We start from the raw sequence: 26332 nt of genomic DNA on the forward strand, positions 1-26332 counted from the left end.
CGGTGTGAACCTGTGCAGATCTGCTTTATGCTGAGATTAACGGATTTCTACCGGAGAAACATCGAATGAAATATTCAATCCAAAAATAGTGGGGTGTTCCAACTGCTGCGAAAATTACTTAAAACCGTCATGCAAAGCTCCTGGATGATGTGGGAACGTATCTTCAGCTTCATTTCCAGGTTCCGCAGCTCGCATATCTCGCGCTTTGGCATATGCACGGTCATGATTAAGAAGCATCGAGGAAAGTGCATCGTTTGCGAGGACTCGACGGTTATTCAGAATGGAGATCTGGTAGGCGAGCTTCATTTAGATAATGAAACGATTCTGAAACTAATCCGATCGGAAGGGCCGGATCGTGCGGCTCTGAAAATAGCAAGACTTGCAAGAAAGTCCATGCTGCAGATTTGCCGTGCATATGAAGACCAGTCCGAGTTCAGCAAGGTCAGCGCATTGGTCGGGATTACCCTGCTGCACCGTGGATTAACGCATGGGCTTGGTTTTGAGCATCAAGCGATGAAGCCGGACTTGTTCCAAAAGCTGACCACTTCCTACCTGCGAATGCTATTATCCGTGATGCATCCGGATGGCAAAAGCCGGATTGATCGAAGAACCGAATTACTCGTTCCCATGATGTTGATACATACCCGCTCATCGCTGTTGAAGCGATTTTCAGTGGCGGATAAGCGGCCTTCACGTGAAGAGGGGCATGCCGTCTTGGTATCCGCTGCGGTTGAAGCTTGAGTGAAAGAGGCATGGCGACGTACATAAAGTAAGGCTGTTGTGTGCAGGAGTTCAAAAAGAAACGAGGAGAGCAACAGATGGAAGAATGGTATAAACTTGACCACGCCGGGAAGCTGTTTCCCGCGGTTGCGGGAAGGGAGAATTCATCAACCTACCGGTTGTCGATGATGCTGACAAGTCACGTGAAGCCATCGGTTTTGCAACAGGCGCTGGATAGCGTAATAAAGCGATTCCCTCTATTGAACGTCGAGCTTAGAAATGGCCTGTTCTGGAAATTCCTGCGGGAGAAGGAGACGCGATTGATGGTGGAACCGGAATCCACCTATCCCTGTGCTCCTGCAGCCCTCTCGACTGAGAACGGAAGCTTGGTAAGGGTTTTATATCATGGCAACAAGATCAGCGTGGAGATATTCCATGCACTGACGGACGGAGGAGGGGCACTGGAGTTCCTCAAAACCTTGGTGTTCCAGTATTTATATCTGCTCGGTGAGAACGTGGAGGACAAGGAAGGACTGATTCTGCCGCCCGCTTCATTTGCCCGTTATGCCGAAGCACAGGACAGCTTTAAAGCTCATTATACTTCGGTCACGGCCGATTCCAGAATGCCGGAGGCCCTGCAAATTCCCGGTACCCGATTCTCGCCTTATGGACACAACGTCATCCACGGCATGATTCACGCTTCGCGGCTGAATGCCCTGGCCAAGCAGAAGGGAGTGACCCTTACCGCGTACCTGACAGCGATTTTGATCATGGCGGTTTATGAGACCACGTTGCCCTTTAACAACGGGAATCGGCCGATTGTGATCAGCATGCCGGTGAACCTGCGAAAAATCTTCCCTTCGAGCAGCCTGCGCAACTTTTTTGCGGTCATCAATATTGGCGTACAAATGAAGGAAGGCATGACATTGGATGAGGTACAAGGTATCGTGCATGCACAGATGAAGGAGAAAACTACGAAGTCTTATCTAAGCCAAGCGATGGCCGGCAGCATGAAATACGAGAAGAACCTGATATCCCGATTTACGCCGCTGAAATTGAAGGATCTGGCGATTCGTTATGGATTCGACCATTACGGCGAAGAGGCCAAAACGCTTACGCTCACCAATCTGGGCCGAATCGACATCCCTGCGAGTATGGCTGCGCATATCGAGTCGATGGAAACCACGATGTATCCTACGGCCAAGAGTCCCATGAACTGTGCCGTCAGTTCGATCAATGACCAGCTTACCATCACCTTTGCCAGGAATATCGTTGAGAGCGATGTGATCAGGCACTTTTTTCATCAGCTTGCCAGCCTGAGCGGATTGGATATCAGGATTGTCAGCAACGATTGGGGGATGGGCGCATGAGATGCGAGAGCTGTGGGGTATCCGTAGAGCCTGCGCACGCAACCTGTCCCTTATGCCGAAGAAATTTACATGGTAAGGGCGGTGCACCATCCATAGGCAATTCTTGGTATCCCGTCTATGAGGCTGTAGAGGAGCAGCGTGCGAGCAGTCTGTTATCCAAGTGGCTTACCTTCATTGCAGTGTCCGTCATCGGTTTGTCCGTGCTTATAAATATTCTCGGAAATCACGAAGTATGGTGGAGCCTGTATCTCATGCCCTGCGTGCTCTATGCATGGCTGTTCATCAGACATACCTTGATGTCCAAGTCGCATCTCGGAGGCAAAATCGTCGTACAGCTGCTCGGGCTGTCCGGCATGCTGCTTTGGCTTAACGTGGCAGCGGGTACGAATTACTGGTCGACCGGTTATGTCATTCCGTTCCTGATGATGGCGGCAACCCTTCTGATTACCGTTATATGCTGCACCAGAAAAATGCGCTGGCGTGAGTTCGCAGGTTACTTATTGACCCTGATCTTGCTTGGGTTTGTGCCCTTATTACTGTATGCCATCGGCATGTCGCACGTATTATGGACAGCCGTTGCGGCTGCTGTATATGCCTTATTAACGTTTGGCGGGATGTGTTTGATTGCAGATAAGGGATTCCGTAAGGATATGAAGCGCAGATTACATTTTTGACAGGAGGAGAACAAGATGTGCTCCATTACGATTAGAAGAATGGCAGAATATGAACGAGACGTTCGCGAGGAAGTCGCGGAAGTGTTTGTTGATGGGTATTATAACGAATTGTCCTATTTTACCCAGGACCGAAACACGTTAACGAAAGCCTTCCGGAGTCTGTTCAGTCCTGAGGTGTTTTATGTGGCGGAGGTCCAGGGCATCATTATCGGGATTTTAGCCTGTTCCCATCATGGGCAGCGGGCCATGCCGGTCGAATCAGCTCCGCTTCAGGAGGCATTTGGAGACAAGACAGGGGAGTTTGCATATAACGTCATGAAAAACGAATTTAACCCGGCATTGCCCTATGATGACGAGACAGGTTATATCGAATGTGTGGCAACTACCACGAAAGCGCGCGGCAAAGGCGTTTCCACCGCCTTAATGAAGCATGTCATGGAGGAGCTGCCATACAAGCGTTATGTTTTGGAAGTGACCGACAGCAACCAAACCGCGCTTCGGTTATATCAGAAATTAGGATTCCGGGAGTTTAAACGCATATCCGAGGATGACTCGGGGGAGAAAGGCTTTAACGACCGTATTTATATGGAATGGAGAAAGCCGTTTATAAGGTGATATTCATCTAAAATTAGATTCTCACACGAATATGACCATTTGGAGTTAACAACCTTTCGCTTTAGATATAATTGAAGCGGGAGGTTTTTTGTTGTTTTTTAAGCTTCAGCCATGATAATTTAGTATGTATTGCCAGGTTTACGGCAACCTTCATAAGGAATCAATGGTGAGGAATAACCGACTCAAAGTCAGATTGCGGGGTGACGCCATGTTTGAACTGCTGATTACAATGACCGAGCGGATTGGAATTATTGTGACGATTGCATTTATCGTAACCCGGTTGAGGTTCTTTCGGTCGATGATAAGTCAGGACAAGCTGACGCCTGTACAACAGCTTCAGGCCATATTAGTTTTCGGTATTTTAGGAATAATCGGGACGTATACCGGCATTACGGTGAACACCGAATCACTTGAAGTCAACAAATGGATGATGCAGGTTTCCGGAGACGAAGCGATTGCGAATTCAAGGGTTGTCGGTGTTGTCATGGCCGGATTGTTCGGAGGCTACAGAATCGGGCTCGGTGCAGGACTGATAGCAGGGCTTCACCGTTTTACATTAGGGGGATTTACGAGCTTGGCCTGCGGGCTCGCGACCATACTCGCAGGTCTTCAGGCCAGCTTGTTTCATAAGAAGAATGAGCAGGTTCGTTTCTCAGCTGCGCTTCTAATGGGGGCATTGGCGGAGTCCCTTCAAATGCTGATCATCCTGCTTTTGTCCAGACCATTCGAACAGGCGATGTCCTTGGTCGGCTATATTGGAGTTCCGATGATTGTAGCTAACGGGATCGGTTGTGCCTTGTTTCTGCTCATTATTCGATCCGTATTGAATGAAGAGGAGAAGGTAGCGGCTCAGCAGGCTCAAGCTTCTCTTCGCATTGCCCGCAGGACCATTGGATACATGCGCCAGGGGATGAATGCGCAATCCGCTGAAGCGGTATGCCGGATTCTTTACGAGGAAGTCAACGCCAGTGCGATTGCGATTACGAATGATCGGATGATTCTGGCCCATGTCGGCACGGGGGATGATCATCATGCGGCAGGACGTCCGCTGCAGACGGAAGTGACGCGTCGGGTCATTGAACAAGGGGAGCAGCTGATCGCGGATCGGGCGCATATTCAGTGCCAGAAGCCGGATTGTCCGCTGGGAGCGGCTGTCATCGGACCTTTGAAACAGGGAGAAGTGACCGTGGGCACCCTAAAGTTCTATTTTCGAAGTCCGAAGGACATTACCCACGTTACGACAGAATTGATGTCAGGTCTTACGATGCTGTTAAGCTACCAGCTGGAGGCCGCTCAATTGGAGGAAACCAAGGAACTTGCCAGGGAAGCTGAGATCAAGACGCTTCAAGCACAAATTCATCCGCACTTTTTGTTTAATGCATTAAACACCATCCTCTCCTTAACACGGATTGATGCGGAGAAAGCAAGAAAGCTGCTGCGAAGTCTATCGGACTATATCCGCCAGAATTTGACCGCCGCAACCGCCGAGAAGGCCACGCTGCAGGATGAACTGCAGCATATAAGATCCTATATGAGCATTGAACAAACCAGATTCGAGGATAAGTTGCAAATCCAATATGAGGTAGAGGATTCTGCGCTGCAGGCGCTTGTCCCGCCGCTGACCTTGCAGCCATTAATAGAGAACAGCATACGCCACGGTTTCAGAAACAAAACAGACCATTGTGTCATACTTATCCGAATTCAGGGTGATCCGGCTGCTGGTGTAATCGTTACAATCAAGGACAACGGAACGGGGATTACGCCGGAACGGCTTCAGTTATTGGGTCGCCAAATGCTCGATTCTTCATCGGGAACGGGAATGGCTGTGTATAATGTGAACAGAAGATTGGCCTTGATGTATGGGCCCCATGCGTCATTAAACATCCAAAGTGATGAAGCGGTCGGGACAGAAATCCAATTTCAGATTCCCGCAGCCGTTAACCTAAAACTCCATTCATGAAGGCAGGGATTTCTTACACATGATCGAACGCATTCGAACACTCATCGTGGATGATGAACGGTACAGCCGGGAAGAACTGATTTATTTATTGAAGCAGCATCCTACATTGGAGATCGTTGGGGAAGCGGATTCCGGGGAACAGGCGGTGTTAAAGACCATGCAGTTGAAGCCGGAAGCCGTATTTCTGGATATTGAAATGCCCTTAATGAACGGGCTTGAAACGGCTAAAGCCATGAACGAGCTGAAGCTTCCTCCGAAAATCGTATTTGCCACGGCATACCCTCAATTCGGTGTAGAGGCCTTCCGGTTTGAAGCGCTGGACTATTTGTTAAAGCCCATTGATGAAGATCGACTGGCGGAAACGGTGAGGCGCCTTGAGCAATCATTACGGAGGGAAGAGCTTGCAGAACGCGGGCATGTAAAATCTTCGGGCAAGCTGTCGCTGGATGTGGAGGGGGAAATCAAGTTCATAGACCCAAATGATATTATTTATATCTCACGCGAGGATGCATACTCCAAAATTGTCACAGTCGATAAGCAATATCATGTCAAAACACCGTTGAAGGAGCTGGAAACGAAGCTTCGGCAGTATCCGTTCTTCCGGATTCATAAAAGCTATGTGGTACATCTTAATTATGTCAAAAGCCTGGTTCCTTGGTTTAACGGCGCATTCCAGCTGGAGCTGAAAGGCTGCAGCGACAAACTAGCCGTAAGCCGTAATTATGCCAAGGCATTTCGAGAAGCTTTAGAGCTTTAGTAAACGTGGATACGATAAGGATGGGATGCTCATGATGCAGATGTAGACTTCATGAGAGCCCTTTGATATGCATAATAACCTTCAATTTGAACATCTTAATGCGTCTTGACGACATGTTAGTTCAAAATCGCCCTTGGACTGCGATAATTTCTTATAATCAATGTAAGCGATTTCAAGAAAAAGGGGGCGAAGGCATGTATACCTTCATCATATCGATCATTCTGCTGGTTATTGGATATTTCACTTATGGAAAATACATTGAAAAAATGTTCGGAGTTAAAGAAGAACGGGCCACACCTGCTTATGTCAATCAGGACGGCGTCGATTATCTGCCCATGAGCTCAAACAAAAACTCGCTGATTCAGCTCCTCAATATAGCCGGTGTGGGCCCCATCTTCGGACCCATTATGGGCGCGCTCTATGGACCGGTTGCTTTTATCTGGATTGTGCTGGGGTGTATTTTTGCCGGAGCTGTGCATGATTACCTGACGGGCATGATCTCCATCCGCAACCGTGGCGCGCATCTGCCGGAGCTTGCTGGCAAGTTTCTGGGTAAAGTGATGAAGCATGTTGTGAACGCTTTCGCGATTCTGCTGCTGGTCTTGGTAGGTACCGTCTTTGTGACCTCACCAGCCAGCCTGCTTCACAATCTGATGAACGGCAAAGTCAGTTTGTGGATCATCACCCTGTTTATTTTCGGCTATTATATTCTGGCAACGCTGCTGCCCATTGATAAAATCATTGGCCGCTTCTATCCGATATTCGGCGCGCTGTTACTCATAGCGTCTCTTGGTGTCGGCGGGATGCTGATTATACAGCAGGTACCGATACCGGAATTGACATTAGCCAATTTACATCCGGATCATATGCCGATTTTCCCGCTGCTGTTTCTGACGATTACGTGCGGCGCTTTATCCGGATTCCATGCTACCCAGACGCCGATTATTTCCCGGACAACACAAACCGAGAAGCAGGGACGTAAGATCTTTTATGGAATGATGATTGCCGAGGGGATCATTGCCATGGTATGGGCCGCGGCCGCGATGAGTTTGTTCAAGGGGCCCCATGGCTTGAACGAGCTTCTTGCTACCGGCGGAACAGGTCTTGTCGTAAGCGAGGTCGCGAAGGTGACATTAGGTGCTGTTGTAGGCACGCTGGCTGTACTGGGAGTGATCGTGCTGCCGATTACCTCGGGGGATACCGCATTTCGAAGCGCGCGCATGATCATTGCCGATTATATCAAGCTGCCACAATTCAGCATGAAGCGGCGCCTTATCATTGCCATTCCTTTGTTTGTCATCTCCATTGCCTTAACGCAGATTGACTTTAATATTCTCTGGAGATATTTCTCCTGGGCGAACCAGGCTACCGCGGTTATTGCTCTGTTTGTCAGTGCGATGTACCTGTTCATAGCCCGTAAAAATTACTGGGTAGCGCTGATTCCCGGTGCATTTATGCTTTACACAACAACGGTATACATTCTGAACGCGCAGATCGGATTCAGGCAGTCCATGAATGTATCTTACATCGTGGGTGCTGTCATCAGTGTCATATTGGTTTTCGTATTCTTTAAAGCGGCTCAAAAAGCGCGCGCAGCCGAAATGCCGCTTGAGGTGGATATCTCGGATTATCATAAGGTCGCATAACGAGATCCTCGAGCATGCATGCCTAAATCTAAACCGTCTATGGAGATTGTCCATGGACGGTTTCTTTTTTGCTCAATAAGATAGCCATGCAGCAGGCATACAAAGCGCATAGGATATTTGTGTAAATAATCGACAGGCTGTCACTCATAAGATGAGGAAGTGAAGGGTTCATTTCTAGGAATGGTGCGGAGGTGGCATAACTTGTTATCGATGTTGCTTTTTATATTTGCCGTTGGTGCCGCGCTGGCCAGCGTAGACACCACCTGTGGGCTGAATGTGTTAGGCAGTCTGGAGAGCACGAAGGTCAGTAAATCCAAATATGCGCTGGTATATATCGTGTCCTGTACCTTGGGCGGCGCTATGACGGGACTGGTGATCGGGTTCATCAATTTTTTGCTGAAATTAACCCCGGTTGGTTTATATCAAAACTATATTATCGTTGTGCTGTTTGCCATACTCCTGGCCTTGGAGTTCATTCATAAAACGGGGATTCTTCCATCCGGCAATTTCATCGTTCCCTCGGAATGGATCAAGCATGCAGGGTACCGCTCCGCGGTATTATGGGGCCAAATTCTGGGCCTGGGTTTCATCACATTGCAGGTGGGCGTCCTCTTTCACGCCTATATCCTGGTTTCCTTATTCGCCGCTCCTTGGTGGTTGAGTCTGCTGGCAGGGGCAACGTTTGGGTTTGTTCGCGGTACCTTGTTCAGCCTCCCGCTGATCCGATCCATCGTGTACCGCATGCTTGAAAAGAGGGTACGCAACCTCACGCTGCTTACAGCCGTGCGGCAAACGGTCTCCAAGCTGCTGATCATCGGTTCCATCATCTGGATCATCAGCTACTGAAGAGAAAGGAGCTTACGGACCCATGTATGATTTGCTTGCGATATCCGTTACTCTGCCAATGCTGTTGTCGGTGGTGAGTTTTGGCTGGAGCCGTGTATTCGGTGACCCGGATCGTTTCCCCGGAAGTGCCCGTCTGCATGTTCTACTCACCCTGCTGCAAGTCCTGTCAGTGACCTTGGTATATTGTTTTCCATCGCGACTCAGCTTCTTGAGCATCTCATTACTCTATTTCGTTCAGGGCTTGGGCGTCGCTTATTTCATCCGGAAAAAAGGAAGGGTGGACTGCGGCTGCCTTGGGCCTCAGATCAGCTCCAAGCTTGGTTTTCCATTGATCGGGTTCAATCTGGCGATGGGTCTCATGGGGTTGGCTTACAGCCATCCTGTCTGGTTTCCCCACAGTCACTCTTTCGCTGTTACCGGCCTGCTTATGGAGGGGATGATGCTGCTGTTATCGCTCTTTATCATCATAGGGGTTCCGGATGCGCTGCATGCGATCCGAATATACCGCGAGATTGCCGCACCTTATGTTTCCAAAATAAAAAGGTTGTAAGGAGGCCGCGATGAACACGTTCTTCTGGATCTCATATACGATGCTGTGGATTCTGGTCGTACCGTTGGTCATTCTGAATCTGGTTCTGTTTCGGCAGTTGGGGATTATGGTGATGGGTACCGCGAGAGGCGTGAATCAGTCCGGCATTCCGGTCGGCAACAAAATACCCGGGGCCTCAACAACGACCCTGCAGGGAGCCGAGTGGTCCACGAGCGAGCTGATTGGCACGCCCTCCCTCATGCTGTTTGGATCGCCGACGTGTAAGGAATGCGCCGATATTTTGCCGGATTTTAGGCGGATCGCCAGAATGAATAACGTGAAACCCATTCTTTTGCTATTCTCGTCCGTGGATTTAGCATCGGATTATGTCCGGAAAATAGCTTATGACGGTGAGGTGCTGATCGTAAGTTCGGAGTTTGCGAATCATCTGGATGTGCAGGTCACCCCCTACGCCTATGCGGTGGATATGAAGGGCGTTATCCGGCATAAGGGTTTGGTCAACAGCCGGGAACAGCTTGAAGCGTACGCGAAAGCATCAAGGGCTTCTTAAGATGAGGTGAGAGTATGTGGCGGAAGCCGGAGAATAAGGACGAAGAGACGCAGGTGTTGATCAGCCGGGTTACCCGGAAGATGAATCGGAAGTCGCTACTGAATACATTTGCGCAAAAAACGGCCGAGACGCTCGCCAAAGTATTGGTCCGGCCCGATGATGACGATATCGTCAAAATCTCGTTTGCTGCGGGGCCCTGCCGGCCTCCGCATGGACAATATTGCTCGGGCTGCGGCGCAGATGCTTCCTGTCCGTCCGATTATATCATTTGCACCCCCAAGACGGTGATTGACGATTGCAAAGGTTTATGTCCTTATCCATCCGGGTGGTGGTATACGAGTGATCCAGCGGGACAACGGGCCAAGTGTCAGGATTGCATCTCGCGCTATGTACATCCGTATGTCGGAAGGAATTGGTGTTATCAGGGAGCACGGGTCTATGGGCGGTATGTAATCTGTGCATGCAGGTCAACGGAGCTGTATTGATAGAAGCAAAAAGGTATGGTTTATGCAATTCATGTGGGCATCAACATAGTTGGCGAATGTGACAAAATTCATTTCGATGGCTTTGAACATTGTTCATACTTGGGTCGAAAGACTGTTCATATAAGGAGGGAGCATGTTGTCCAGAATAAGACGCGGAGATAAGATCCTGTTTGCCTTGATCCTGATCCTTGGATCCTTCACGGGTCTGCAATGGTGGAAACATAGCCATGTGGATTATCAGCAAGGACAACTGCAGGCCTTGATTACGGTGAATGGCAAAGAATACGAAACCGTCCCGCTGACCGGGGACGAACGTATCATTGATATTAAGACGAAGTTTGGACACAACACGCTGAAAGTATATGACTACGGGATCCAGATGATCTACTCGGATGCCCCGAAGAGAATTGCACTGGATATGGGATTTATCTCGGAACCCTATCAGCAGATCATCTGCGTACCGACCAGAGTCGTGGTCGAGGTGTTAGTTCCCGAGCATGAACAGCGTGAGACGGAGCTGGATGCCGTGGTTGGCTAAGTCCTGGTTAAGAAAGGGATGACTTTCATAGATTTTATAAAGAACCGGGGATTTATGCCGGTTCTTTTTGTTATTTAGGACAATTGGCGTGAATGTAAGGCTAGCGTAACTTTTTAGCTGAAAGGATAGTTATAATTAGAGAGGAAATGAAGTCAGGTAACAATCACAGATACGCTGCGGATACGAAAAAGCGCTAAAGGTAAGAGAGAATACATATAGAAGAGTTATGGTCAATTGAAGGTCTGCAGTCATAGCAGTAAAGGTGGGGAGAAGATGGATATGATCGCGCTGATATTGATTGTAGGCTTTTTATTCGTTGTGGTATATTTGAGGGCAATCTGGAACGTATTGCTGGACATTCGAAACGAGTTAAGAAACGATAGTGATAGAGGGGCATGATTAGATGATGAACGAGAAAAAAGACTACTCGCACGTATACTGGATTGGAGGCTCCCCCTGTTCAGGCAAATCCACGATTGCCGATATGATCGCGAAAGAGTACGGCTATACCTACTATCAATGTGATTTGTTCAACGAGCAGCATGTGAACGCATCCCATCCGTCTGAGTTTCCAACCATGTTCCGATTGAAGGATATGACCTGGAATACGTTGTGGTCTCGACCTGTAGAGCAGCAGGTCCATGAAGAGCTGGAGTTTTATCGCGAGGAATTCCGGATGATTGTGGATGATGTATCGGCCATGGACGACACAAGCCCCATCATTGTGGAGGGCGCAGCTCTTTTGCCGGAAAAAGTAGCACAGCTGGTATCCAGCCCTCATCAGGCGATATGGATCGTGCCGGTACCGGATTTCCAGAAGGAGCATTATGCGAAGCGGGAATGGATCCACGATATTCTGAATCAATGCGATGATCCCGATACCGCGTTTCAGAATTGGATGGGACGAGATATCGGTTTTGCGGCATGTGTGGCCAAGGACGCCATGGAACGGGGATTCAAGGTCATATTCGTGGACGGAAGCAGAAGCATTCAGGAGAACTACGAAGAGGTTAAACGGCATTTTAATCTATGAAAATAGCAGGGAATATAGTGAAGAAAATCAAAATTGCCTTATTGGTTTTGTTCGTTCTTGTGCTTCTGTCTCCCTTTGTGTACGTGCAGGCGAACAAAATGATCTACGCTAAGAAGGTGAATGCCTACCTGCTGGAAGAAGAACGTTACAGCAAGGATGAGATACAGTCGGTACAAGGCGTCTGGGGGGTTAAGCTGCCTCCCTTTTATGTTGTCGTGGTGTTTAAGGACGAGCCTGACGTCGAATATATTTATTTTGCCCATGACACGATTATGCAGTTCGAATACCGGTTGACTCCTGAGGGGAAAGCCCGTGGAATTACCCGATCAAAGCTAAAGCATTATATCCCAAGGGAATGATATAGTATTATCTGATTTTAATTTAAGTTGTTGAAGGGGGGCATAGCATGTCCATTATGCTACAAACATCACGTCTGCAGTTGAAGACCATGGATCGGGACCGGGCAGCGGATGTGGTGGATTTTATAATCAGGAACGATGAGCATTGGAAGGTATGGGAGCCCGCTAGAGAAGCTGAGTTCTATACCATGGATAAGCAGGCGGAGATTCTGGCTGCGGAGAGTCGAAGCATAGCTGACGGATCTCTGTTCAAAGTGTGGCTGCATAAAGATGATGAAATCATCGGTTCGATTGCGATCAGCAATATCGTTCGAGGCGTTTTTCAATCGGCACATGTGGGGTACAAGCTGGCTCAGGCACATACGGGAAAAGGGTATATGACCGAAGCGCTACGGGCCGTGGTCACCTATTGTTTTGATACGCTGGAGCTGCACCGGTTGGAAGCTAACATCATGCCAAGGAACAAAGCTTCATTGAATGTAGTGAGACGACTAGGCTTCTACGAAGAAGGATTGGCTATCAAATACCTGAAGATTAACGGCGTCTGGGAAGACCACCTCCATATGGTTATCCGCAATGAACGCTTGGAGTAAACGCATCGAAAGGTACATACTTCAATAGTGTCCAAGACAAACCGATCATCAAGACTCATACCTGAGATGGGAGCATTTGGGGTGCTGGGTCTTTCTCACAATTACGATAATTTCAGGAGGTTATCGCTATGCCGTGGCCTATGGTCCATTTCGGGGTTGCCCAGAAGCTGGGCGGACCGGAGCCGTCCTCGCATTTGCTGATAGGGAGCATCGCTCCGGATGCCATTCATGTTAGAGGCAAGATCACGAGAGAACAGAAAGGGATTACGCATCTGGTACGTGACGGAAGGCTGCCTGATGCAAACCTCATCAAGGAGAACTATTTGCATTATCTAAATCTGGAGCCGGAGAAGGCATGGAAAGAATATATATACGGTTATTTTGCGCATATCTACACGGATTTGCGGTGGATTCAGACGTTGTACGCTGCTTTTAAGAAAGAAAACATAGATGACAAAGAACACATAGGATATACATATAACCAAGAGGTCAGTCAGCTCGAATTCGAATTGAAACGATCACAGCCTTGGACAGACTCCATTTTGAATAAACTTAAGGATTCGGAAGGGCATGCCATACCTCTTTTTGTTGAGAAGTCGGAGGTGGAGCAGTATCGTACGATCAAATTAGAGTGGCTGTGGGATGAACGTAATGAGCCGAAGATTGAGCTGATTTATTTTACCTTAGATAAAGTGGAAATGTTCATACAGGATATAGCTGGCGAGTTGAACACATTATTCATCCCTTCGGGGATTCATGCACATGGAGGTTAAATTGAAAAGAAAATATGCTGACCGGATCGATTGGCGAAGAGTCGTAAGCAGAAATTTCAAGTGTATATTCATTGAGGAGCAGGATTTCAAGGGATATGTTACTTTACTTACCCTTCATCAAGTAGAGAAAAGTTATTCGTTCAATATCAGGGCGAAGAATTGTGCATCGCAGCTGACGGGTACTTTTGGCTTCAGCAGTTTCCTGTGAATTCCAACTTCTGTGTGACCACGATGTTGAACCAAAGCCATGAAGTGCTGCAACGGTATATCGATATTTCTAGGTCGAATGGAGTTAGTGACGAAGGAATCCCCTATTGGGATGATCTTTATCTGGATGTTATTGTGCTTCCAGACGGAAACTTTTTCATCCAAGATGAGGATGAGCTTGAGGATGCCTTACGCCAAGGGCATATTGAACGCGAAGATTATAGGCTGGCTAAAGAAACGGCGGCAAAGATCATATTGGAAATCCGGTCTGGAGAAAACCACGTAATCAACAGTAGTATCAGGCACTTTCAACAATTGATCAACCTCTGAGTCTATTGTAATTGAAGATACAAGGAGGACATTTCATGCTTCAAGTAGAAGTTAGGCGACCCAATCGCGGCGATATAGAGGCGATGGAGCATTTTTTCAGGCTCATGATTACCGACACTTTTGCCAAAGAAGGCTTGGCAGATTTACTGGAGGACATTGAGTTGGAGATTGAGAGCAAAAGAAGGTGCTTGAACGCAGATCTGGATACGAACGGAGAGCAGAGATACTTTCTCATCGGACTACTAGAGAACCACATTGTGAGCTGCATCGAGTTTGGACCATCCAATGCATTGATCCGGGAAGCTACTCATGGCGAATTGCGTGATGTGGTTGAAATCGGAACGGTATTTGTTCATCCGGATTGCCAACAGCAAGGGATCGGAAATCTAATGTTAAATGTCATGTATCTTACGCTTCACAATAAGGGACTGACGGAATTTTGTTTGGATAGCGGATACTCTCGTGCACAGAAGATTTGGAAGAAGAAGCTGGGTGAACCCGATTATATCCTTCAGGACCATTGGGGGAGTGGAGCTGACCATTTGATATGGAAAAGAAAGCTCTCGGATGTTCCTGTTATATTCAGATTGTAGGAGTGGTATACGTGCATAAGAGAATCGAAGAGCTTACCTTAAACGCTTGGCCGGCGCTCCAAATCTTGACACAGCATGGATGGCTGTTACGATTTGCAGACGGATATACAAAGAGATCCAACTCCATTCACGCTCTCTATACGGAGCCTTCCATAGACCTTTATGGCCAGATCGAACAATGTGAGCGTTTATATGTTAAAGCTGGGCTTGACGTCGTATTTAAAATCACACCATTCAATCCGCAGGAACTCGATCCTATTTTAGAATCCAGAGGATATACCATACTGGATCCTACCAGCCTCAGAGTGTTGGATCACCTGGATGATATTGAGCCTCCATCTCATGAGGAAGTTAAGATCGAAGAAAAGCTGACCGATGAATGGCTGGATGTGCTTGCGGACATAACCGGAATTTCCGACAGGAACAAGGCTGTGAAAAGAAAACTGTTTAACTATTCCGTGATACAGTATGGATTCTTCATCCTATATGATCAAGCTGAACCTGTAGCATGCGGGATCGGAGCTTTGGAGCAGGGCTTTGTAGGAATATATGATTTGGCTACCGCTCCGGCATATCGAAATCGCGGGTTCGGCAAACAGTTACTATTACATATTCTGCATTGGGCTAAGAAGAATGGAGCCACGCGCAGCTATTTGCAGGTGGTACAGCATAATCTTGCTGCAAGCCGGTTGTATGATCGTCTTCAGTACAAAGAGATTTATTCCTATTGGTACAGACATAAGCGTATCGAAGGGTAAGGACATATAACCCCATCCATGGATGTTGTAGATCTGCCGCTTGCATGACAAGGGGTTACTCAATCTGATGAACAGTTGTATAATCATGGAAGAAGCCTGGCATGGATGACCTGACTTAAGAAGGTGCTATCTAAGTGGGTTCTTTTTAGTCAACGAACGATGATTTGGCTGCAGATACGACGTGAAGGTTGCTTACGTTGCGGAAGGTTGGTGAACCCATGTTTGATTTATCGTCGAAATATTATGACGTGATCTACAGCTTCAAGGATTATGAGCAGGAGGCTCAGCAGGTCCGGGAATATATTGAAAAACAGGGTAGGGATTTCCGGACCCTGCTTGACGTTGCCTGTGGAACCGCGGAACATGCTTTTTTCTTAAAGCAGTACTATTCGATCGACGGTATCGATCTAAATTCCGAATTCGTCTCGATAGCGAAGTCAAAAAATCCTGAGGGTGATTATTCGGTTGCCGACATGACCCGATTTCGCTTGGAACGGAAATATGATGTCATCCTGTGTCTGTTCAGCTCCATCGGGTATGTGAAAACGCTGGATCTGTTGGTGCAAACCCTTAAGCAGTTTAAGGAGCATCTGAACGAGGAGGGTGTCATTCTGGTTGAGCCGTGGTTTACACCGGATGTCTGGACATCCGGAAGAGTGGACACGATGATGACCGAGCATCGTGGGATCCATATGAGCAGGATGTCTCATTCGGACCGCGAAGGCCCTATTTCGATCATGAAATTCGAGTATTTGTTTGGAAGCGAGCATGGAATCGAGCATTATACGGAGGAGCATCGTATGGGACTCTTTACCGTGGACGAGATGATCAAGGCTTTCCAGGAAGCGGGACTGGACGTAGAGCACGATCCCCAAGGCTTGATTGGAAGAGGCATGTATATTGCACGAAATACGAAGTAAGGAGGAGCTTGTGATATGTACATCCATAGGCCTCTGGCGAACGAGGATTTGTCAGCGATATGCAGCTTTCCTCAAACGCCGGAAGAACTGTTTTACATGAGTCCCAAATCGGAGTTTCCTTTGACACCTGAGCAAATCCTGGGATTGCTGGAAAACCGATATGATCCCACGGTTATTGTTGAAGAATCTTCAGGGCAGGTTGTCGCTTACGCCAATTTTTATGAGGATATGGATCAATCTCTGTGGCTTGGCAATGTTATCGTTTCTCCGTCGCATAGGGGAATGGGAGCTGCGCAGAAGCTGTTACAGACCATGATGGATATAGCCAAAGAGAAATATGGAATGACTTGCTTTTATCTTAGCTGCCATAATACCAATTCCAGAGGTCTTGTGTTTTATCATAAGCTTGGATTTGAGCCCTTCGATGTCCGTATTACGACGTTAGATGATGATCGGAAAATGATTACCATTCAGATGAGGATGAATTTAGTCTGAGTGGGATGGTGTATAGTCGTTCTTGAAGCAAAGGATGAAAGGGGAGCGAGGTATGTCCACCATTCAGGCAGTGCTGTTTGATTTTGATGGTACATTAGCAGATACGTTGCCGCTTTCGTTTAAAGCGTTCCGGGCGGTTTTCTTGAAATATGAAGGCAAAACGTTGACGGATGCGGAAATCGTGCAGACGTTTGGGCCAACGGAGGAAGAGATTATAACTAATTATCTCTCGAATCCAGCCCATGTTGACGAAGCCGTAGAATATTATTACGAAGTGTTTGAGAAGGATTTTCAGAAGCATGTACAGGTGTCGGAATCGATCCAGAATCTAATCTCGAAGTTGTGGGATTTACAAATACCCATGGTCATTATTACGGGCAAGAGCAGAAGGTGCCTGGATATCTGTCTTAGAAATCTGGAGCTGGACGTTTTTTTTGCTGCTACCATCACGGGTGATGAGGTTGAACGTTCCAAGCCGGACCCGGAAGGGATATTCAAAGCCGTTCAATTGTTGAGCCTGAGCACATCGGACGTGGTTTTTGTCGGCGACAGCGATGCCGATATAGCGGCAGGTAAATCAGCCCAGGTGTTCACCATTGGAGCGCATTGGTTTGATACCGTGCAGAACGCACAATTTGGCGTTGAGCCGGATGAGATTTATACTCGGCCCGATCAGCTGATAGCCCTCGTCATGGGCAAGGGGAATTGAGCAATGAATGCAGGAGGACTATATTGAACAATAAGACAAAAATCGATTCTCAAGGAATGCCCTTCACCATTGAATGTGAGGACATCCTGCTCAGGGAGTATAAGATGGAAGACCTTGATGCGATCTTTAAGATCACGCACGAACCGGAGATCAGACAGTTCCTCCCCGGTTGGGATGTATCGAGGGAACAACGACTTAATGGTTAACTCACTATGAGATTGTGGAGAATCGGCAGTTCTTGCAGGCCGTTCATGACGGCGGGGATGTGGGGCAGCTGCGTCTGCGGCTAGCCATAGTCTTGAAAGAAACAGGCGAATGTATCGGCTGGTGCAATACAGGTCCTAAGGAAGAACTGCCCCCGCCTAATAGAGAGATCATGTACGGAATTTCCAATCGGTATTACAATAAGGGATACACAACGCAAGCTGTACGGGCATTAATTCAGTTCTTGTTCCGTAACACAAATGAGCTCGAGCTAAGTGCTGTAGCCGTCGTTCATAATCATGCCTCCAATAAAGTGATCCAAAAATGCGGGTTTAAATATATGGGCGAAATCGAGCTTGAGCAGGAGCGGCATCATCTCTATAAACTCCGCAGAGAGAGTTAAGGAGGCATTATGAAACAACTTGTCCTTGGAGCGGGAATCTTCATTTTGATTGAATTGCTTCTAACTATGCTCTTTGCAGTAAATGAATGGATCATGATGATATTAGCAGCAGGGGCAATCATTACGTTGTTGTTGTTCATACTCGTTCGTCTAACGGAGCTGGTAAAGAGTAACAGGGATCATCTAGAGGACCAAAGAAGGCAAAAGATTAGGGAATTGAATCAACAATCCAGTTTGCAATGAGTTAAGCAGCATGTAAGGAGGGCAGCCGTGCGTTACAACGTTATTTTATTTGATGCAGATGAAACATTATACGACTACGCCAAGTCGGAGGCTTTTGCGTTATCCGGTGTTTTTGGCGAGATTGATCAGGAGTGCACGGATGCCATCGTAGACAGCTACAGACGCATTAATCAGCAGTTGTGGAGTGATTTCGAGCAGGGGAAGGTTACACAGCGTGAATTGCGTACGGCCAGGTTTGACCGGCTGTTGGCAGAACACGGCATTAAGTGCGCCTTGGACGCCGATGCCTTTAGCGATGTTTACATAAAATATTTAGGGCAAGGCTCCTTTCTGATGGAAGGGGCAGAAGAGCTGTGCAGTCAACTGGCCGAACGCGGCCAACGAATGGCTATCATCACGAACGGAATTAAGGAAGTGCAGTTTAACCGAATCAGCCGGTCGCCGTTATGCAACACCTTTGAATGCATCATTGTTTCGGAGGATGCCGGGTCCCAAAAGCCTCACAAAGGGATATTCGATTATGCCTTCGATAAGTTGAATCACCCCAACAAGAAGGAGGTTCTCATTGTCGGCGATTCGTTAACTTCCGATATACAAGGAGGCATTCATTACGGGATTGATACCTGCTGGTATAATCCGCTGCGCAAGGCAAACCCGACATCCATTCAACCTAAGTATGAGATTCATTCGCTTATGGAACTGCACGATATTATTTCATTTGAGTGATCTTTTCGTATCCTGCACCCGATGCGGCTTCGTCGAAGTATTCAATCCCGATGTGCTCAGAGGCCATAAATCCGGAGTGCTGGGAACGGTACTCGATATAATCTGGCGTTAACAAAAAACATTTCAACAAAGGAGTATGAACATGATACAGGCATTTATCTTTGACATGGATGGAGTCATTATTGACAGCGAACCGCTTCACTTTGAAGTCGATATTCAGGTGATGAACGACTACGGATCGGCGATAACTCATGAACAGCTGGAGAAGTATGTAGGCATGACCAATCCGGAGATGTGGGCAGCCATTAAAGATGAACATCAGCTTACCCAATCCGTTTCGGAAATCATTGAATACCAATTGTCCAATAAAATTGAAATACTCACCTCACGGGAAATGGAGCCTATTGATGGGATACGAGAGCTCCTTGCGGAGCTTAAAGCGCGTAACATACCGGCGGCTATTGCATCATCATCGCCACCTGTATTCATTTCGGCCGTCTTGCGTAAGTTCGATCTCTTGGAACATTTTGAATGCGTAGTGAGCGGTGAAGAAGTGGAGAAGGGAAAACCGGCGCCGGATGTATATCTTAAGGCGGCTGAATTGCTCGGTGTGGATCCGGAGCATTGCATGGTGCTTGAGGATGCCCGGCATGGCGTGGCTGCAGCGAAGGCGGCTGGCATGACATGCATCGGCTTCGTGAACCCGAATTCGGGGAATCAGGACTTATCGCAGGCCGATCATGTGGTGAACTCGATCCGAGAGGTCGCGCAAATTTGTGAATTTGAATAGTTCATGGTCTTGGAGCTTGGCAGCTTGGCCGCACATTGCGGCCAAGCTGTTTTTTTGTTTTTGATCCAAATGGTTATAAACTCAACTAATTGATCATAAAACTCGTTTATACTATATCTACTATATTATATCTACTATTAGTATCTAGACCTAAGTCTAGGTTAATTATCGTCTGAAGACGGAAGGCATCCTTCTCCGATCATGATATCCTTGCATTAACATGATGTGGGAGAGGAATGTGAACGGATGATTTCGAAATTGGATTTGACCAACGATATCGCACAATATACGAGCTGCCAAGTGTGTAGCCTAGCAGAGGAGACAAGGCCTGATGGATTTTTTACGTAATTTGGGCGATATCGGATTATTTATTCATGCTATGATCGATGCGATTATTTTTCCGATTCCGGCGCTTTTCTCGCAATTGTCTTTAAGTGCATTGAGTCCGGACCGTGCGATCTGGCTCGCCACGATCGGATTTGTCGGCTGCCTGATCGGGACGCCGATCGGTTATGGAATCGGCAAGGTTTCCGGAAATTTGGTCTTAACCAAGATCATGAAGAAAAAATGGTACGATTCCGCCACGGCGTTGTTTACCAAGCATGGCGAAGCCGCTATCCTTGTCGGTGCGTTTACGCCGATACCCTTCAAAATTTTCACCATTCTATCCGGCTGCATGAGTTATCCCTTATGGAAACTTCTCAGCTACGCAGCGATCGGACGCGCTGTGAAGTTCTATACCGTAGGTGTGCTGTTCTACGTATATGGGCGTGCTGCAGAGAATATGGTGGACAGCGTGCTTACAATTATTTTGTTGTCCGTAGGTGCCCTGATTGGAGGAGTCTGGCTGACGGTTCGCTTTATCAAGAACCGCAGGAAGAAACGTTCGGAGGTCCCTGTCGTGCAGGGTTCAAAAGATTCAATTGATGTTACGGCAGGTGAAGAATGAATGATAGAGCGATTACGAAGATTTGATCACCGGGTATTCGTCTGGTGCAACCAGACGATCAGCAACAGAGCCTTTGATCGCTTGTTCGCCGGAATCACCCATCTCGGTGGAGCCACCTTTACGATTCTGAGCGCACTGCTCATCGCCTGGGCTGCATTTGAAGCATGGGATATAACGGCATATCAGAGTGCCATTGCATTAACCGTTAGCCATCTGATTGTTGTCCTCATTAAGAAGATCGTCAGAAGAGATCGTCCGTTCCGGGTTCTGGAGCAGGTGAAGATCGGAAATTTCCCATTGAAGGACTACTCCTTCCCGTCAGGACATACCACGGCGATCTTTGCCGTCATTACACCGCTGTTGTTTCTCGTATCTCCGCTGCCGACGATACTGCTGCTTATCCTGGCTGTGCTGGTCGGTTTATCCCGTATATATTGGGGATATCATTACCCAACCGATTGCCTGGCAGGCAGTCTGATTGGATTCGGTTCCGGATGGCTGGTCGTATACCTGATGCATGTCATTGGAATCACATAACGTTAGATAAGGAGTCCTATTCATGAGATCCATATATGAGCAAAAAATCATCATATTAACCGGAAGTCTGGGAGAGGGTCACAACCAGGCATCAAAGGCCATTGTGGAATCAGCTAAAAGAAACTACCCTCATCTGCGCGTTAAAGTCGTCGATTACATGGAGTTAACCCATCCACGGCTGCATGTGGCCGGTCAGTTTTTCTTTGTGCAATGGATGAAGCATTTTCCATCCGTTTACGGCTATTTATTCCAAAAAACGCGCGAGGAAAACACGCTCATCCAGATGCTGAAACGCTTCAGCACCTTCAGTCTTCACAAGCTCAGCACGATGCTGGAAACGGAAAATCCGGCTATCGTGGTCAGTACGTTTCCGCCGGCAGCAGCGGGCATGTCTCTGCTGAAAGCGATGGGCTACACAAATGTGCCGACGGCAACCGTCATGACGGACCACACGGATCACAGTTACTGGATACACTCTCATACGGATTATTACATGGTTGGTTCCGATGTGGTACAGGTTGCTTTGGAGCGTAAAGGCGTGCCAAGCGAAAAGATCTCCGTCACCGGCATACCCGTCAATCCAATGTATAGTCAACCGGTCGATTCGGAACGGCTCCGAGATTATTATGGCTTGCGTCCATCCGAACAGGTCGTGCTGATCATGGGCGGTGGAGAAGGGATGATCGATAAAGAAATTATCGAGCTCTTAAAATCAAGGGCATATCCGCAGGGTGTTCGGTTTATGGTCGTGTGCGGCCGTAACGTGAAGTTATATCAAGTGCTGCTCGAAGAATTTTTAGATCATCCGCAGATCACTGTCATGGGTTATGTGGATCGTATGCATGAATTGATGGCGATAGCGGACCTAATGGTAACAAAGCCGGGAGGACTCACGATTTCCGAGGCATTAACGATGGAGCGCCCGATGCTGCTAGTGAAACCCCTGCCAGGCCAAGAGCAGGATAATGCGGACTACCTGGTTGGAATAGGCGTGGCACGTCAAGCCATGGCCGGTGAATTGAAACACCAGCTGCTGACATTAATTACGAGCCCGTCCTTGCTGCAAGAGATGAAACGGCGGGCGGCCATAAACACGCATAAAGATTCGGCTTTGCTGGTCCTGACAAGATTGATGGATATTCAACAGAATCAGCGCCTTTCTCGTGAATGGTCTGAAGATATGAATCTGGTGCCCTACGAAGTGCTGAACAGAGAAGTTTATGTAAATGATGCTCTACAACACTACTATGACAGTTATCGGTAAGATGAAGGAGTTTTCCCCATGAATTTGTTTGAATTGGTTGAGCAGTTGTTTGAACAATACGGTTACCTGGTGTTATTGATTGGGCTCCCCCTTGATTTTATTGCTCTTCCAATTCCTCCTGGAAACAGTACCTTAACCTATACGGGGTTCTTAACCTATAAAGGAATCATCGATATGGTTCCGGCAGTTGGATCTGCTTTTATGGGAGCGGCCATGGGGTTGACCATTACCTATATCCTGGGATACAAGCTGGGTATGCCGCTTATAGAGCGCTATGGAAAATGGCTGTTTATCAAGCCGTCCCTTGTAGAGAAGACGCAGGCTTATTACAACAAGTATGGAAATAAGCTGCTCATTATTTGTTTTTTCATCCCCGGGGTCAGGCAATTTATCGGGTATTTTATCGGCATGATTCGGGTTCCCTATCGAACGGTGTGGCTGTATGGATACACAGGCGTGGCTTCATGGGTGCTGGTCTTTTTCAGCATAGGTTTCATATTCGGAGAACAATGGCAGTACATTCTGAATGTGGTTGAACATTATTTGAAGGTGATTTTTATTTGTCTGGCTAGCTCTTTTCTCGTTTTGCTGGTGTGGAGTCGTGTTAAACGCGAGAAAGCCAAGAAGCTGTCCAAAGTGACCCGGAATGAATAGTTATAAATGAAATGAATATTTGTCAAAGAGGGCCCGGCAGCGTGTTTATGGTATCTGTGCTGGGTTTTTATGATTTGGACAATCCTTGCAGAATTTATGATATATTCTTAATAAGTCAGCAGCACATACATAATGAGTTTGAAAAATACAGGATGTAGTAGGGGGCAGATGATGAGCAAAATCATACCATTATTCAGGGTATTCGATGAAACGAAGGCAAGGGAGTTCTATATTCAATATCTTGGTTTTACCTTGGATTGGGAACATCGGTTTGACGATTCGGCACCACTCTACATGCAAATAACAAAGGATTCGTTAACGATTCATTTGACTGAGCATTACGGTGACTGTTCCCCAGGAGCAGCCATTCGCGTGGAGATGGAAGGGATTGAAGATTTTCACAAACAGCTGTTAAGCCAGAACTATCCGTATTCCAGGCCTGGAATCGAGATCGCCCCCTGGAACAGCAAAGAGGTATGTGTTACGGATCCATTCGGCAACCGAATCACTTTCTACGAGGAGTTGGAATCCAAGTGAAGAAGCTAAACCAGATGCGATTTGAACAAGCCAGGCAATATATGCTGCACCAGGCCAGGGACCTTGAACGGGCATTGTTCCGGTACGAATTCGAGGACGGGGTATTTACGGACGTGTTAACTGAGCTTGCCAGCTATCAGAACGAGGACGGTGGATTTGGACATGGACTTGAGCCCGATCTTCGCTGCAAAGAGTCATCTGCTCTGGCAACAACCAGAGCGCTTGAGATTCTTCGGTTGAATCCAGATCACCCGGAGCGGAACGAACAGGTTATATCCGCGTTAAAGTATCTTGAGCATTCTTATATGCCAGAACGGTCAGGGTGGGACATTATCCCTAAGGAAGCGGAGCAGTCTCCGAGGGCGATATGGTGGCAGTACGGTGCCTTCAAGGATCATTGGGGAAATCCCAATGCGGATATCATGGCCTATTTTATCGACGAGCGGGAGTTATACCCTTGGGAATCGTTGGAATCAAGGATTGATTATGCTGTGAACTACCTGAAACAAACCAGCGATCTTAACGAAATGCATGAATTGTTTTGTTATTTGCGCCTGAACGAAAGATTGCCGAAAGAGCAGGCGTCCGAGATCGGAGAAACACTTGAGGCCTTCATGGATAACTGTATAAGCAGGGATCCTGGCAGCCGCGAGGGATACGGAGCAACGCCTCTCAGTATTATAGATTCTCCGAATTCACCTTATTTTGCTAAATACCAGGAGTTTCTGCCGCTGGAACTGGATTTGCTCATAGAGGATCAAGGGGAAGATGGTGCCTGGGAGCCCAATTGGAGCTGGTACCAGTACGAAGAGGTATGGCCGTTGGCCAAAGAGGAATGGAAGGGCGTTCTGACATTGAATGCACTTCGGACGCTGCGTAATTTTGAAAGGATTGCGGGAGATTGACAGCGGATTTCCTGGATCAAACAGAAATGGCTCGGTTCGCATACAGCGGACGAGCCATTTTTAATTAGTAGATGGAAGAATGAATCTGTCTAACATCCATAATGTGTCCATTCACGTAGAGGTCCTGCAAGAGGAAGCAAATAAGTAAAGCCGGCGTAATCCTTCCTCGATCTCTTCTAAAGACAGGTTTCCATATCCTAACACGATACCCGTTGAACGGAGGGGGCTAGAGGATGAGATCCTGTAATTCGATACAGGCTCAACACGGAACCCGTAAGAAGCCGTGTCATTCCATGGAAGAAGGGCGTAGGGTTCCGGATGGAAAATAATCTGAAGATGCATTCCCGCATCATCGCCGAGAATGGAAATATCCTGTCCGAATAAGTGCTGAAGCCGCTCCGTCAATGCATTACGTCGTTTTTTATACATTTTCTTCATCGTATGGATATGTCGTTCCAGATGCCCGTCCAACATATATTGGCTTAATGCTTTTTGAATGATGTATGGGGTTTGTAAATTCAGTTTATCTTTCATTTCGGCAATGGTATCGGTTAGACTCGGCGGAACAATCATGAATCCGATCCGAAGGCTGGGCGACAGCGTTTTGCTGAACGTTCCCACATAGATCACTCTGGAAGGGGACAGCGTCTGTAGAGGAGGCACAGGGATTCCTCGAAGCCGGAACTCGCTGTCATAATCATCTTCAATAGCAAAAGAGTCGGCTTCCTCCAGCATCCGAATGACCTGATGTCTGCGCTGAATGGATAATACGCTGCCGGTTGGAAACTGATGTGACGGGGTTAATAAAACCAGATGACCTGGTGTGATACTTGCCAAGGTATCGACGCGCATTCCGCTGTGATCAACCTCAACCGGAATAAGATTATAGTTCATCGTCTGAAAAATATCCCGGGTAATATCGATTGTCGGGTCTTCGATATAAATGGAATGAAATCTGGAAGATAACGATCTGGCAAGAAGAGAGAAGCCTTCAGTGGCACCGGACACAATCACCATTTGTTCGGGTGAGCATTGAATGCCTTTAGCCCGGAATACATAGTCGCAAATCGCAGAGCGCAGAGCCGAATCACCTTTGATGTGACCGTAATCAGGGTCTGCATATTCGGAAGATTCAGCTGCTTCTTTCAAATACTTGGCCCAGATGTGTCTTGGAAACATGTTCTGATCGGGAACGCCCGTCGCAAAATCAATAACGTGTTCAAGTCCAGTTGTGATCTGCCTCTGGATCGGCTGCGTGCTCGAAGGTGGAGCGGTACGCGGATTGGGAGAGGGGAGGATACCTTCCGCTACATAGGTGCCTGATCCTATCCGTCCTTCCAGATATCCTTCAGCCGTCAGCTGCTCGTATACCTCAATGACGACATTACGCGCAATCCCCCATTCTTTTGCCAGAACGCGTGTAGGCAGCAGACGTGTTCCGGCAGTCAGCTGTCCCGCTTCGATGATCCTTCGCAGCTGCTGACAGATCTGACGGGTTACGGGCAGTTTAGATTCACGGTTGATATAAATGCCGTACATCGTATCCCTCCTCTAACATTGGTTCCTCCAAAACAGGAATCATTGGATCTCATCACGAGCCATTTTCCTTATTATAATGGTGGACGAAGCGATAAGAAAA

General features: G+C 47.5%; 34 protein-coding genes. 33 read left to right on the top strand and 1 reads right to left on the bottom strand.

Annotation, left to right across the window (positions count from 1 at the left end; genetic code table 11):
- The first annotated feature begins 129 nt into the window (after positions 1–129).
- The 33 genes from ACETK5_RS08795 to ACETK5_RS08955 all read left to right on the top strand — a co-directional run bounded on the left by ACETK5_RS08795 (position 130) and on the right by ACETK5_RS08955 (position 24693).
- Entirely contained in the window at positions 130–741 is a 612-nt protein-coding gene (locus ACETK5_RS08795) for a YkoP family protein (protein WP_394055152.1), read from the top strand.
- Positions 742–818: 77 nt separating this feature from the next.
- On the top strand, positions 819–2090 hold the full coding sequence (locus ACETK5_RS08800; protein ID WP_394055154.1) for an alcohol acetyltransferase: 1272 nt from the start codon (positions 819–821) through the stop codon (positions 2088–2090).
- On the top strand, positions 2087–2764 hold the full coding sequence (locus ACETK5_RS08805) for a DUF6320 domain-containing protein (protein WP_394055156.1): 678 nt from the start codon (positions 2087–2089) through the stop codon (positions 2762–2764). Before ACETK5_RS08800 ends, ACETK5_RS08805 begins: the two co-directional genes overlap by 4 nt.
- Positions 2765–2779: 15 nt before the next feature.
- The gene (locus ACETK5_RS08810; protein WP_326113230.1) at positions 2780–3379 is read left to right on the top strand and encodes a GNAT family N-acetyltransferase; all 600 of its coding nucleotides are present in this window, start codon (positions 2780–2782) and stop codon (positions 3377–3379) included.
- 208 nt (positions 3380–3587) lie between these two features.
- Positions 3588–5339, top strand: coding sequence for a LytS/YhcK type 5TM receptor domain-containing protein (locus tag ACETK5_RS08815; RefSeq protein WP_394055158.1), 1752 nt, complete (start codon positions 3588–3590; stop codon positions 5337–5339).
- A gap of 19 nt (positions 5340–5358) precedes the next feature.
- Complete coding sequence (locus ACETK5_RS08820; protein WP_100537727.1) at positions 5359–6096, top strand: LytR/AlgR family response regulator transcription factor; 738 nt, start codon at positions 5359–5361, stop codon at positions 6094–6096.
- Between the two features lie 194 nt (positions 6097–6290).
- A complete protein-coding gene (locus tag ACETK5_RS08825; protein WP_394055160.1) occupies positions 6291–7742 on the top strand; it encodes a carbon starvation CstA family protein in 1452 nt (483 codons plus the stop codon).
- Between the two features lie 210 nt (positions 7743–7952).
- The gene (locus ACETK5_RS08830; RefSeq protein WP_326113233.1) at positions 7953–8588 is read left to right on the top strand and encodes a hypothetical protein; all 636 of its coding nucleotides are present in this window, start codon (positions 7953–7955) and stop codon (positions 8586–8588) included.
- A gap of 22 nt (positions 8589–8610) precedes the next feature.
- Positions 8611–9138 (top strand): MauE/DoxX family redox-associated membrane protein, encoded by a 528-nt coding sequence (locus tag ACETK5_RS08835; protein WP_326113234.1) that lies wholly within the window; start codon positions 8611–8613, stop codon positions 9136–9138.
- Positions 9139–9148: 10 nt separating this feature from the next.
- On the top strand, positions 9149–9688 hold the full coding sequence (locus ACETK5_RS08840) for a thioredoxin domain-containing protein (RefSeq protein ID WP_394055163.1): 540 nt from the start codon (positions 9149–9151) through the stop codon (positions 9686–9688).
- A 14-nt stretch (positions 9689–9702) separates the two neighbouring features.
- Positions 9703–10173 (top strand): hypothetical protein, encoded by a 471-nt coding sequence (locus tag ACETK5_RS08845; RefSeq protein ID WP_326113236.1) that lies wholly within the window; start codon positions 9703–9705, stop codon positions 10171–10173.
- A 133-nt stretch (positions 10174–10306) separates the two neighbouring features.
- Positions 10307–10711 (top strand): NusG domain II-containing protein, encoded by a 405-nt coding sequence (locus tag ACETK5_RS08850; protein WP_326113237.1) that lies wholly within the window; start codon positions 10307–10309, stop codon positions 10709–10711.
- Positions 10712–11114: 403 nt separating this feature from the next.
- A complete protein-coding gene (locus ACETK5_RS08855) occupies positions 11115–11744 on the top strand; it encodes a hypothetical protein (RefSeq protein ID WP_394055165.1) in 630 nt (209 codons plus the stop codon).
- A 17-nt stretch (positions 11745–11761) separates the two neighbouring features.
- On the top strand, positions 11762–12103 hold the full coding sequence (locus ACETK5_RS08860; protein ID WP_243390741.1) for a DUF3139 domain-containing protein: 342 nt from the start codon (positions 11762–11764) through the stop codon (positions 12101–12103).
- Between the two features lie 47 nt (positions 12104–12150).
- On the top strand, positions 12151–12696 hold the full coding sequence (locus ACETK5_RS08865; RefSeq protein WP_326113239.1) for a GNAT family N-acetyltransferase: 546 nt from the start codon (positions 12151–12153) through the stop codon (positions 12694–12696).
- A 128-nt stretch (positions 12697–12824) separates the two neighbouring features.
- On the top strand, positions 12825–13469 hold the full coding sequence (locus tag ACETK5_RS08870) for a hypothetical protein (RefSeq protein WP_326113240.1): 645 nt from the start codon (positions 12825–12827) through the stop codon (positions 13467–13469).
- A 159-nt stretch (positions 13470–13628) separates the two neighbouring features.
- Positions 13629–14006 carry a ribonuclease FAU-1 family protein gene (locus ACETK5_RS08875; RefSeq protein WP_394055167.1) on the top strand — a complete coding sequence of 126 codons (378 nt, stop codon included), beginning with the start codon at positions 13629–13631 and terminating at the stop codon, positions 14004–14006.
- Between the two features lie 35 nt (positions 14007–14041).
- Positions 14042–14599: a GNAT family N-acetyltransferase gene (locus tag ACETK5_RS08880; RefSeq protein WP_100537716.1), complete on the top strand. Its 558-nt coding sequence runs from the start codon at positions 14042–14044 to the stop codon at positions 14597–14599.
- A gap of 11 nt (positions 14600–14610) precedes the next feature.
- Positions 14611–15357, top strand: a complete 747-nt coding sequence (locus ACETK5_RS08885) for a GNAT family N-acetyltransferase (RefSeq protein ID WP_326113242.1) — start codon at positions 14611–14613, stop codon at positions 15355–15357.
- A 218-nt stretch (positions 15358–15575) separates the two neighbouring features.
- Positions 15576–16277 (top strand): class I SAM-dependent DNA methyltransferase, encoded by a 702-nt coding sequence (locus ACETK5_RS08890; RefSeq protein ID WP_326113243.1) that lies wholly within the window; start codon positions 15576–15578, stop codon positions 16275–16277.
- A gap of 15 nt (positions 16278–16292) precedes the next feature.
- The gene (locus tag ACETK5_RS08895) at positions 16293–16772 is read left to right on the top strand and encodes a GNAT family N-acetyltransferase (RefSeq protein ID WP_394055168.1); all 480 of its coding nucleotides are present in this window, start codon (positions 16293–16295) and stop codon (positions 16770–16772) included.
- Positions 16773–16824: 52 nt separating this feature from the next.
- The gene (locus ACETK5_RS08900) at positions 16825–17481 is read left to right on the top strand and encodes an HAD family hydrolase (RefSeq protein WP_326113245.1); all 657 of its coding nucleotides are present in this window, start codon (positions 16825–16827) and stop codon (positions 17479–17481) included.
- A 23-nt stretch (positions 17482–17504) separates the two neighbouring features.
- Entirely contained in the window at positions 17505–17687 is a 183-nt protein-coding gene (locus ACETK5_RS08905; protein ID WP_326113246.1) for a GNAT family N-acetyltransferase, read from the top strand.
- Positions 17688–17701: 14 nt separating this feature from the next.
- Complete coding sequence (locus tag ACETK5_RS08910; protein WP_394055171.1) at positions 17702–18088, top strand: GNAT family N-acetyltransferase; 387 nt, start codon at positions 17702–17704, stop codon at positions 18086–18088.
- Positions 18089–18097: 9 nt separating this feature from the next.
- Positions 18098–18331: a hypothetical protein gene (locus ACETK5_RS08915; protein WP_326113248.1), complete on the top strand. Its 234-nt coding sequence runs from the start codon at positions 18098–18100 to the stop codon at positions 18329–18331.
- Positions 18332–18358: 27 nt separating this feature from the next.
- Positions 18359–19057 carry a YjjG family noncanonical pyrimidine nucleotidase gene (locus ACETK5_RS08920; protein WP_326113249.1) on the top strand — a complete coding sequence of 233 codons (699 nt, stop codon included), beginning with the start codon at positions 18359–18361 and terminating at the stop codon, positions 19055–19057.
- A 142-nt stretch (positions 19058–19199) separates the two neighbouring features.
- Positions 19200–19847: an HAD family hydrolase gene (locus ACETK5_RS08925; protein WP_100537709.1), complete on the top strand. Its 648-nt coding sequence runs from the start codon at positions 19200–19202 to the stop codon at positions 19845–19847.
- A gap of 331 nt (positions 19848–20178) precedes the next feature.
- Complete coding sequence (locus tag ACETK5_RS08930) at positions 20179–20796, top strand: YqaA family protein (RefSeq protein ID WP_100537708.1); 618 nt, start codon at positions 20179–20181, stop codon at positions 20794–20796.
- Positions 20797–21333, top strand: coding sequence for a phosphatase PAP2 family protein (locus ACETK5_RS08935; protein WP_100537707.1), 537 nt, complete (start codon positions 20797–20799; stop codon positions 21331–21333).
- 22 nt (positions 21334–21355) lie between these two features.
- Positions 21356–22597 (top strand): MGDG synthase family glycosyltransferase, encoded by a 1242-nt coding sequence (locus ACETK5_RS08940; protein ID WP_100537706.1) that lies wholly within the window; start codon positions 21356–21358, stop codon positions 22595–22597.
- 18 nt (positions 22598–22615) lie between these two features.
- Positions 22616–23251 carry a DedA family protein gene (locus ACETK5_RS08945; protein WP_100537705.1) on the top strand — a complete coding sequence of 212 codons (636 nt, stop codon included), beginning with the start codon at positions 22616–22618 and terminating at the stop codon, positions 23249–23251.
- A 171-nt stretch (positions 23252–23422) separates the two neighbouring features.
- Positions 23423–23788, top strand: coding sequence for a glyoxalase superfamily protein (locus ACETK5_RS08950; protein WP_326113250.1), 366 nt, complete (start codon positions 23423–23425; stop codon positions 23786–23788).
- Entirely contained in the window at positions 23785–24693 is a 909-nt protein-coding gene (locus ACETK5_RS08955) for a hypothetical protein (RefSeq protein ID WP_100537703.1), read from the top strand. Before ACETK5_RS08950 ends, ACETK5_RS08955 begins: the two co-directional genes overlap by 4 nt.
- 111 nt (positions 24694–24804) lie before the next feature.
- On the opposite strand, the gene pdxR is transcribed toward ACETK5_RS08955, so the two are convergent.
- Positions 24805–26232, bottom strand: a complete 1428-nt coding sequence (gene pdxR, locus ACETK5_RS08960; RefSeq protein ID WP_326113251.1) for a MocR-like pyridoxine biosynthesis transcription factor PdxR — start codon at positions 26230–26232, stop codon at positions 24805–24807.
- Between the last annotated feature and the right edge of the window lie 100 nt (positions 26233–26332).

The sequence above is a fragment of the Paenibacillus ilasis genome, assembly GCF_043195395.1.
Lineage (GTDB): Bacteria > Bacillota > Bacilli > Paenibacillales > Paenibacillaceae > Paenibacillus_AQ > Paenibacillus_AQ lautus.

Bases quoted from the DNA above. Each gene is read 5' to 3' on its own strand.
- ACETK5_RS08890 (WP_326113243.1), top strand. From the start codon at position 15,576: ATGTTTGATTTATCGTCGAAATATTATGACGTGATCTACAGCTTCAAG.
- ACETK5_RS08825 (WP_394055160.1), top strand. From the start codon at position 6,291: ATGTATACCTTCATCATATCGATCATTCTGCTGGTTATTGGATATTTC.
- ACETK5_RS08950 (WP_326113250.1), top strand. From the start codon at position 23,423: ATGAGCAAAATCATACCATTATTCAGGGTATTCGATGAAACGAAGGCA.
- ACETK5_RS08930 (WP_100537708.1), top strand. From the start codon at position 20,179: ATGGATTTTTTACGTAATTTGGGCGATATCGGATTATTTATTCATGCT.
- ACETK5_RS08840 (WP_394055163.1), top strand. From the start codon at position 9,149: ATGAACACGTTCTTCTGGATCTCATATACGATGCTGTGGATTCTGGTC.
- ACETK5_RS08835 (WP_326113234.1), top strand. From the start codon at position 8,611: ATGTATGATTTGCTTGCGATATCCGTTACTCTGCCAATGCTGTTGTCG.
- ACETK5_RS08945 (WP_100537705.1), top strand. From the start codon at position 22,616: ATGAATTTGTTTGAATTGGTTGAGCAGTTGTTTGAACAATACGGTTAC.
- ACETK5_RS08845 (WP_326113236.1), top strand. From the start codon at position 9,703: ATGTGGCGGAAGCCGGAGAATAAGGACGAAGAGACGCAGGTGTTGATC.
- ACETK5_RS08830 (WP_326113233.1), top strand. From the start codon at position 7,953: ATGTTGCTTTTTATATTTGCCGTTGGTGCCGCGCTGGCCAGCGTAGAC.
- ACETK5_RS08900 (WP_326113245.1), top strand. From the start codon at position 16,825: ATGTCCACCATTCAGGCAGTGCTGTTTGATTTTGATGGTACATTAGCA.
- pdxR (WP_326113251.1), bottom strand. From the start codon at position 26,232: ATGTACGGCATTTATATCAACCGTGAATCTAAACTGCCCGTAACCCGT.
- ACETK5_RS08810 (WP_326113230.1), top strand. From the start codon at position 2,780: ATGTGCTCCATTACGATTAGAAGAATGGCAGAATATGAACGAGACGTT.
- ACETK5_RS08895 (WP_394055168.1), top strand. From the start codon at position 16,293: ATGTACATCCATAGGCCTCTGGCGAACGAGGATTTGTCAGCGATATGC.
- ACETK5_RS08925 (WP_100537709.1), top strand. From the start codon at position 19,200: ATGATACAGGCATTTATCTTTGACATGGATGGAGTCATTATTGACAGC.
- ACETK5_RS08915 (WP_326113248.1), top strand. From the start codon at position 18,098: ATGAAACAACTTGTCCTTGGAGCGGGAATCTTCATTTTGATTGAATTG.
- ACETK5_RS08850 (WP_326113237.1), top strand. From the start codon at position 10,307: ATGTTGTCCAGAATAAGACGCGGAGATAAGATCCTGTTTGCCTTGATC.
- ACETK5_RS08880 (WP_100537716.1), top strand. From the start codon at position 14,042: ATGCTTCAAGTAGAAGTTAGGCGACCCAATCGCGGCGATATAGAGGCG.
- ACETK5_RS08865 (WP_326113239.1), top strand. From the start codon at position 12,151: ATGTCCATTATGCTACAAACATCACGTCTGCAGTTGAAGACCATGGAT.
- ACETK5_RS08800 (WP_394055154.1), top strand. From the start codon at position 819: ATGGAAGAATGGTATAAACTTGACCACGCCGGGAAGCTGTTTCCCGCG.
- ACETK5_RS08940 (WP_100537706.1), top strand. From the start codon at position 21,356: ATGAGATCCATATATGAGCAAAAAATCATCATATTAACCGGAAGTCTG.
- ACETK5_RS08820 (WP_100537727.1), top strand. From the start codon at position 5,359: ATGATCGAACGCATTCGAACACTCATCGTGGATGATGAACGGTACAGC.
- ACETK5_RS08795 (WP_394055152.1), top strand. From the start codon at position 130: ATGCAAAGCTCCTGGATGATGTGGGAACGTATCTTCAGCTTCATTTCC.
- ACETK5_RS08855 (WP_394055165.1), top strand. From the start codon at position 11,115: ATGATGAACGAGAAAAAAGACTACTCGCACGTATACTGGATTGGAGGC.
- ACETK5_RS08870 (WP_326113240.1), top strand. From the start codon at position 12,825: ATGCCGTGGCCTATGGTCCATTTCGGGGTTGCCCAGAAGCTGGGCGGA.
- ACETK5_RS08935 (WP_100537707.1), top strand. From the start codon at position 20,797: ATGATAGAGCGATTACGAAGATTTGATCACCGGGTATTCGTCTGGTGC.
- ACETK5_RS08815 (WP_394055158.1), top strand. From the start codon at position 3,588: ATGTTTGAACTGCTGATTACAATGACCGAGCGGATTGGAATTATTGTG.
- ACETK5_RS08805 (WP_394055156.1), top strand. From the start codon at position 2,087: ATGAGATGCGAGAGCTGTGGGGTATCCGTAGAGCCTGCGCACGCAACC.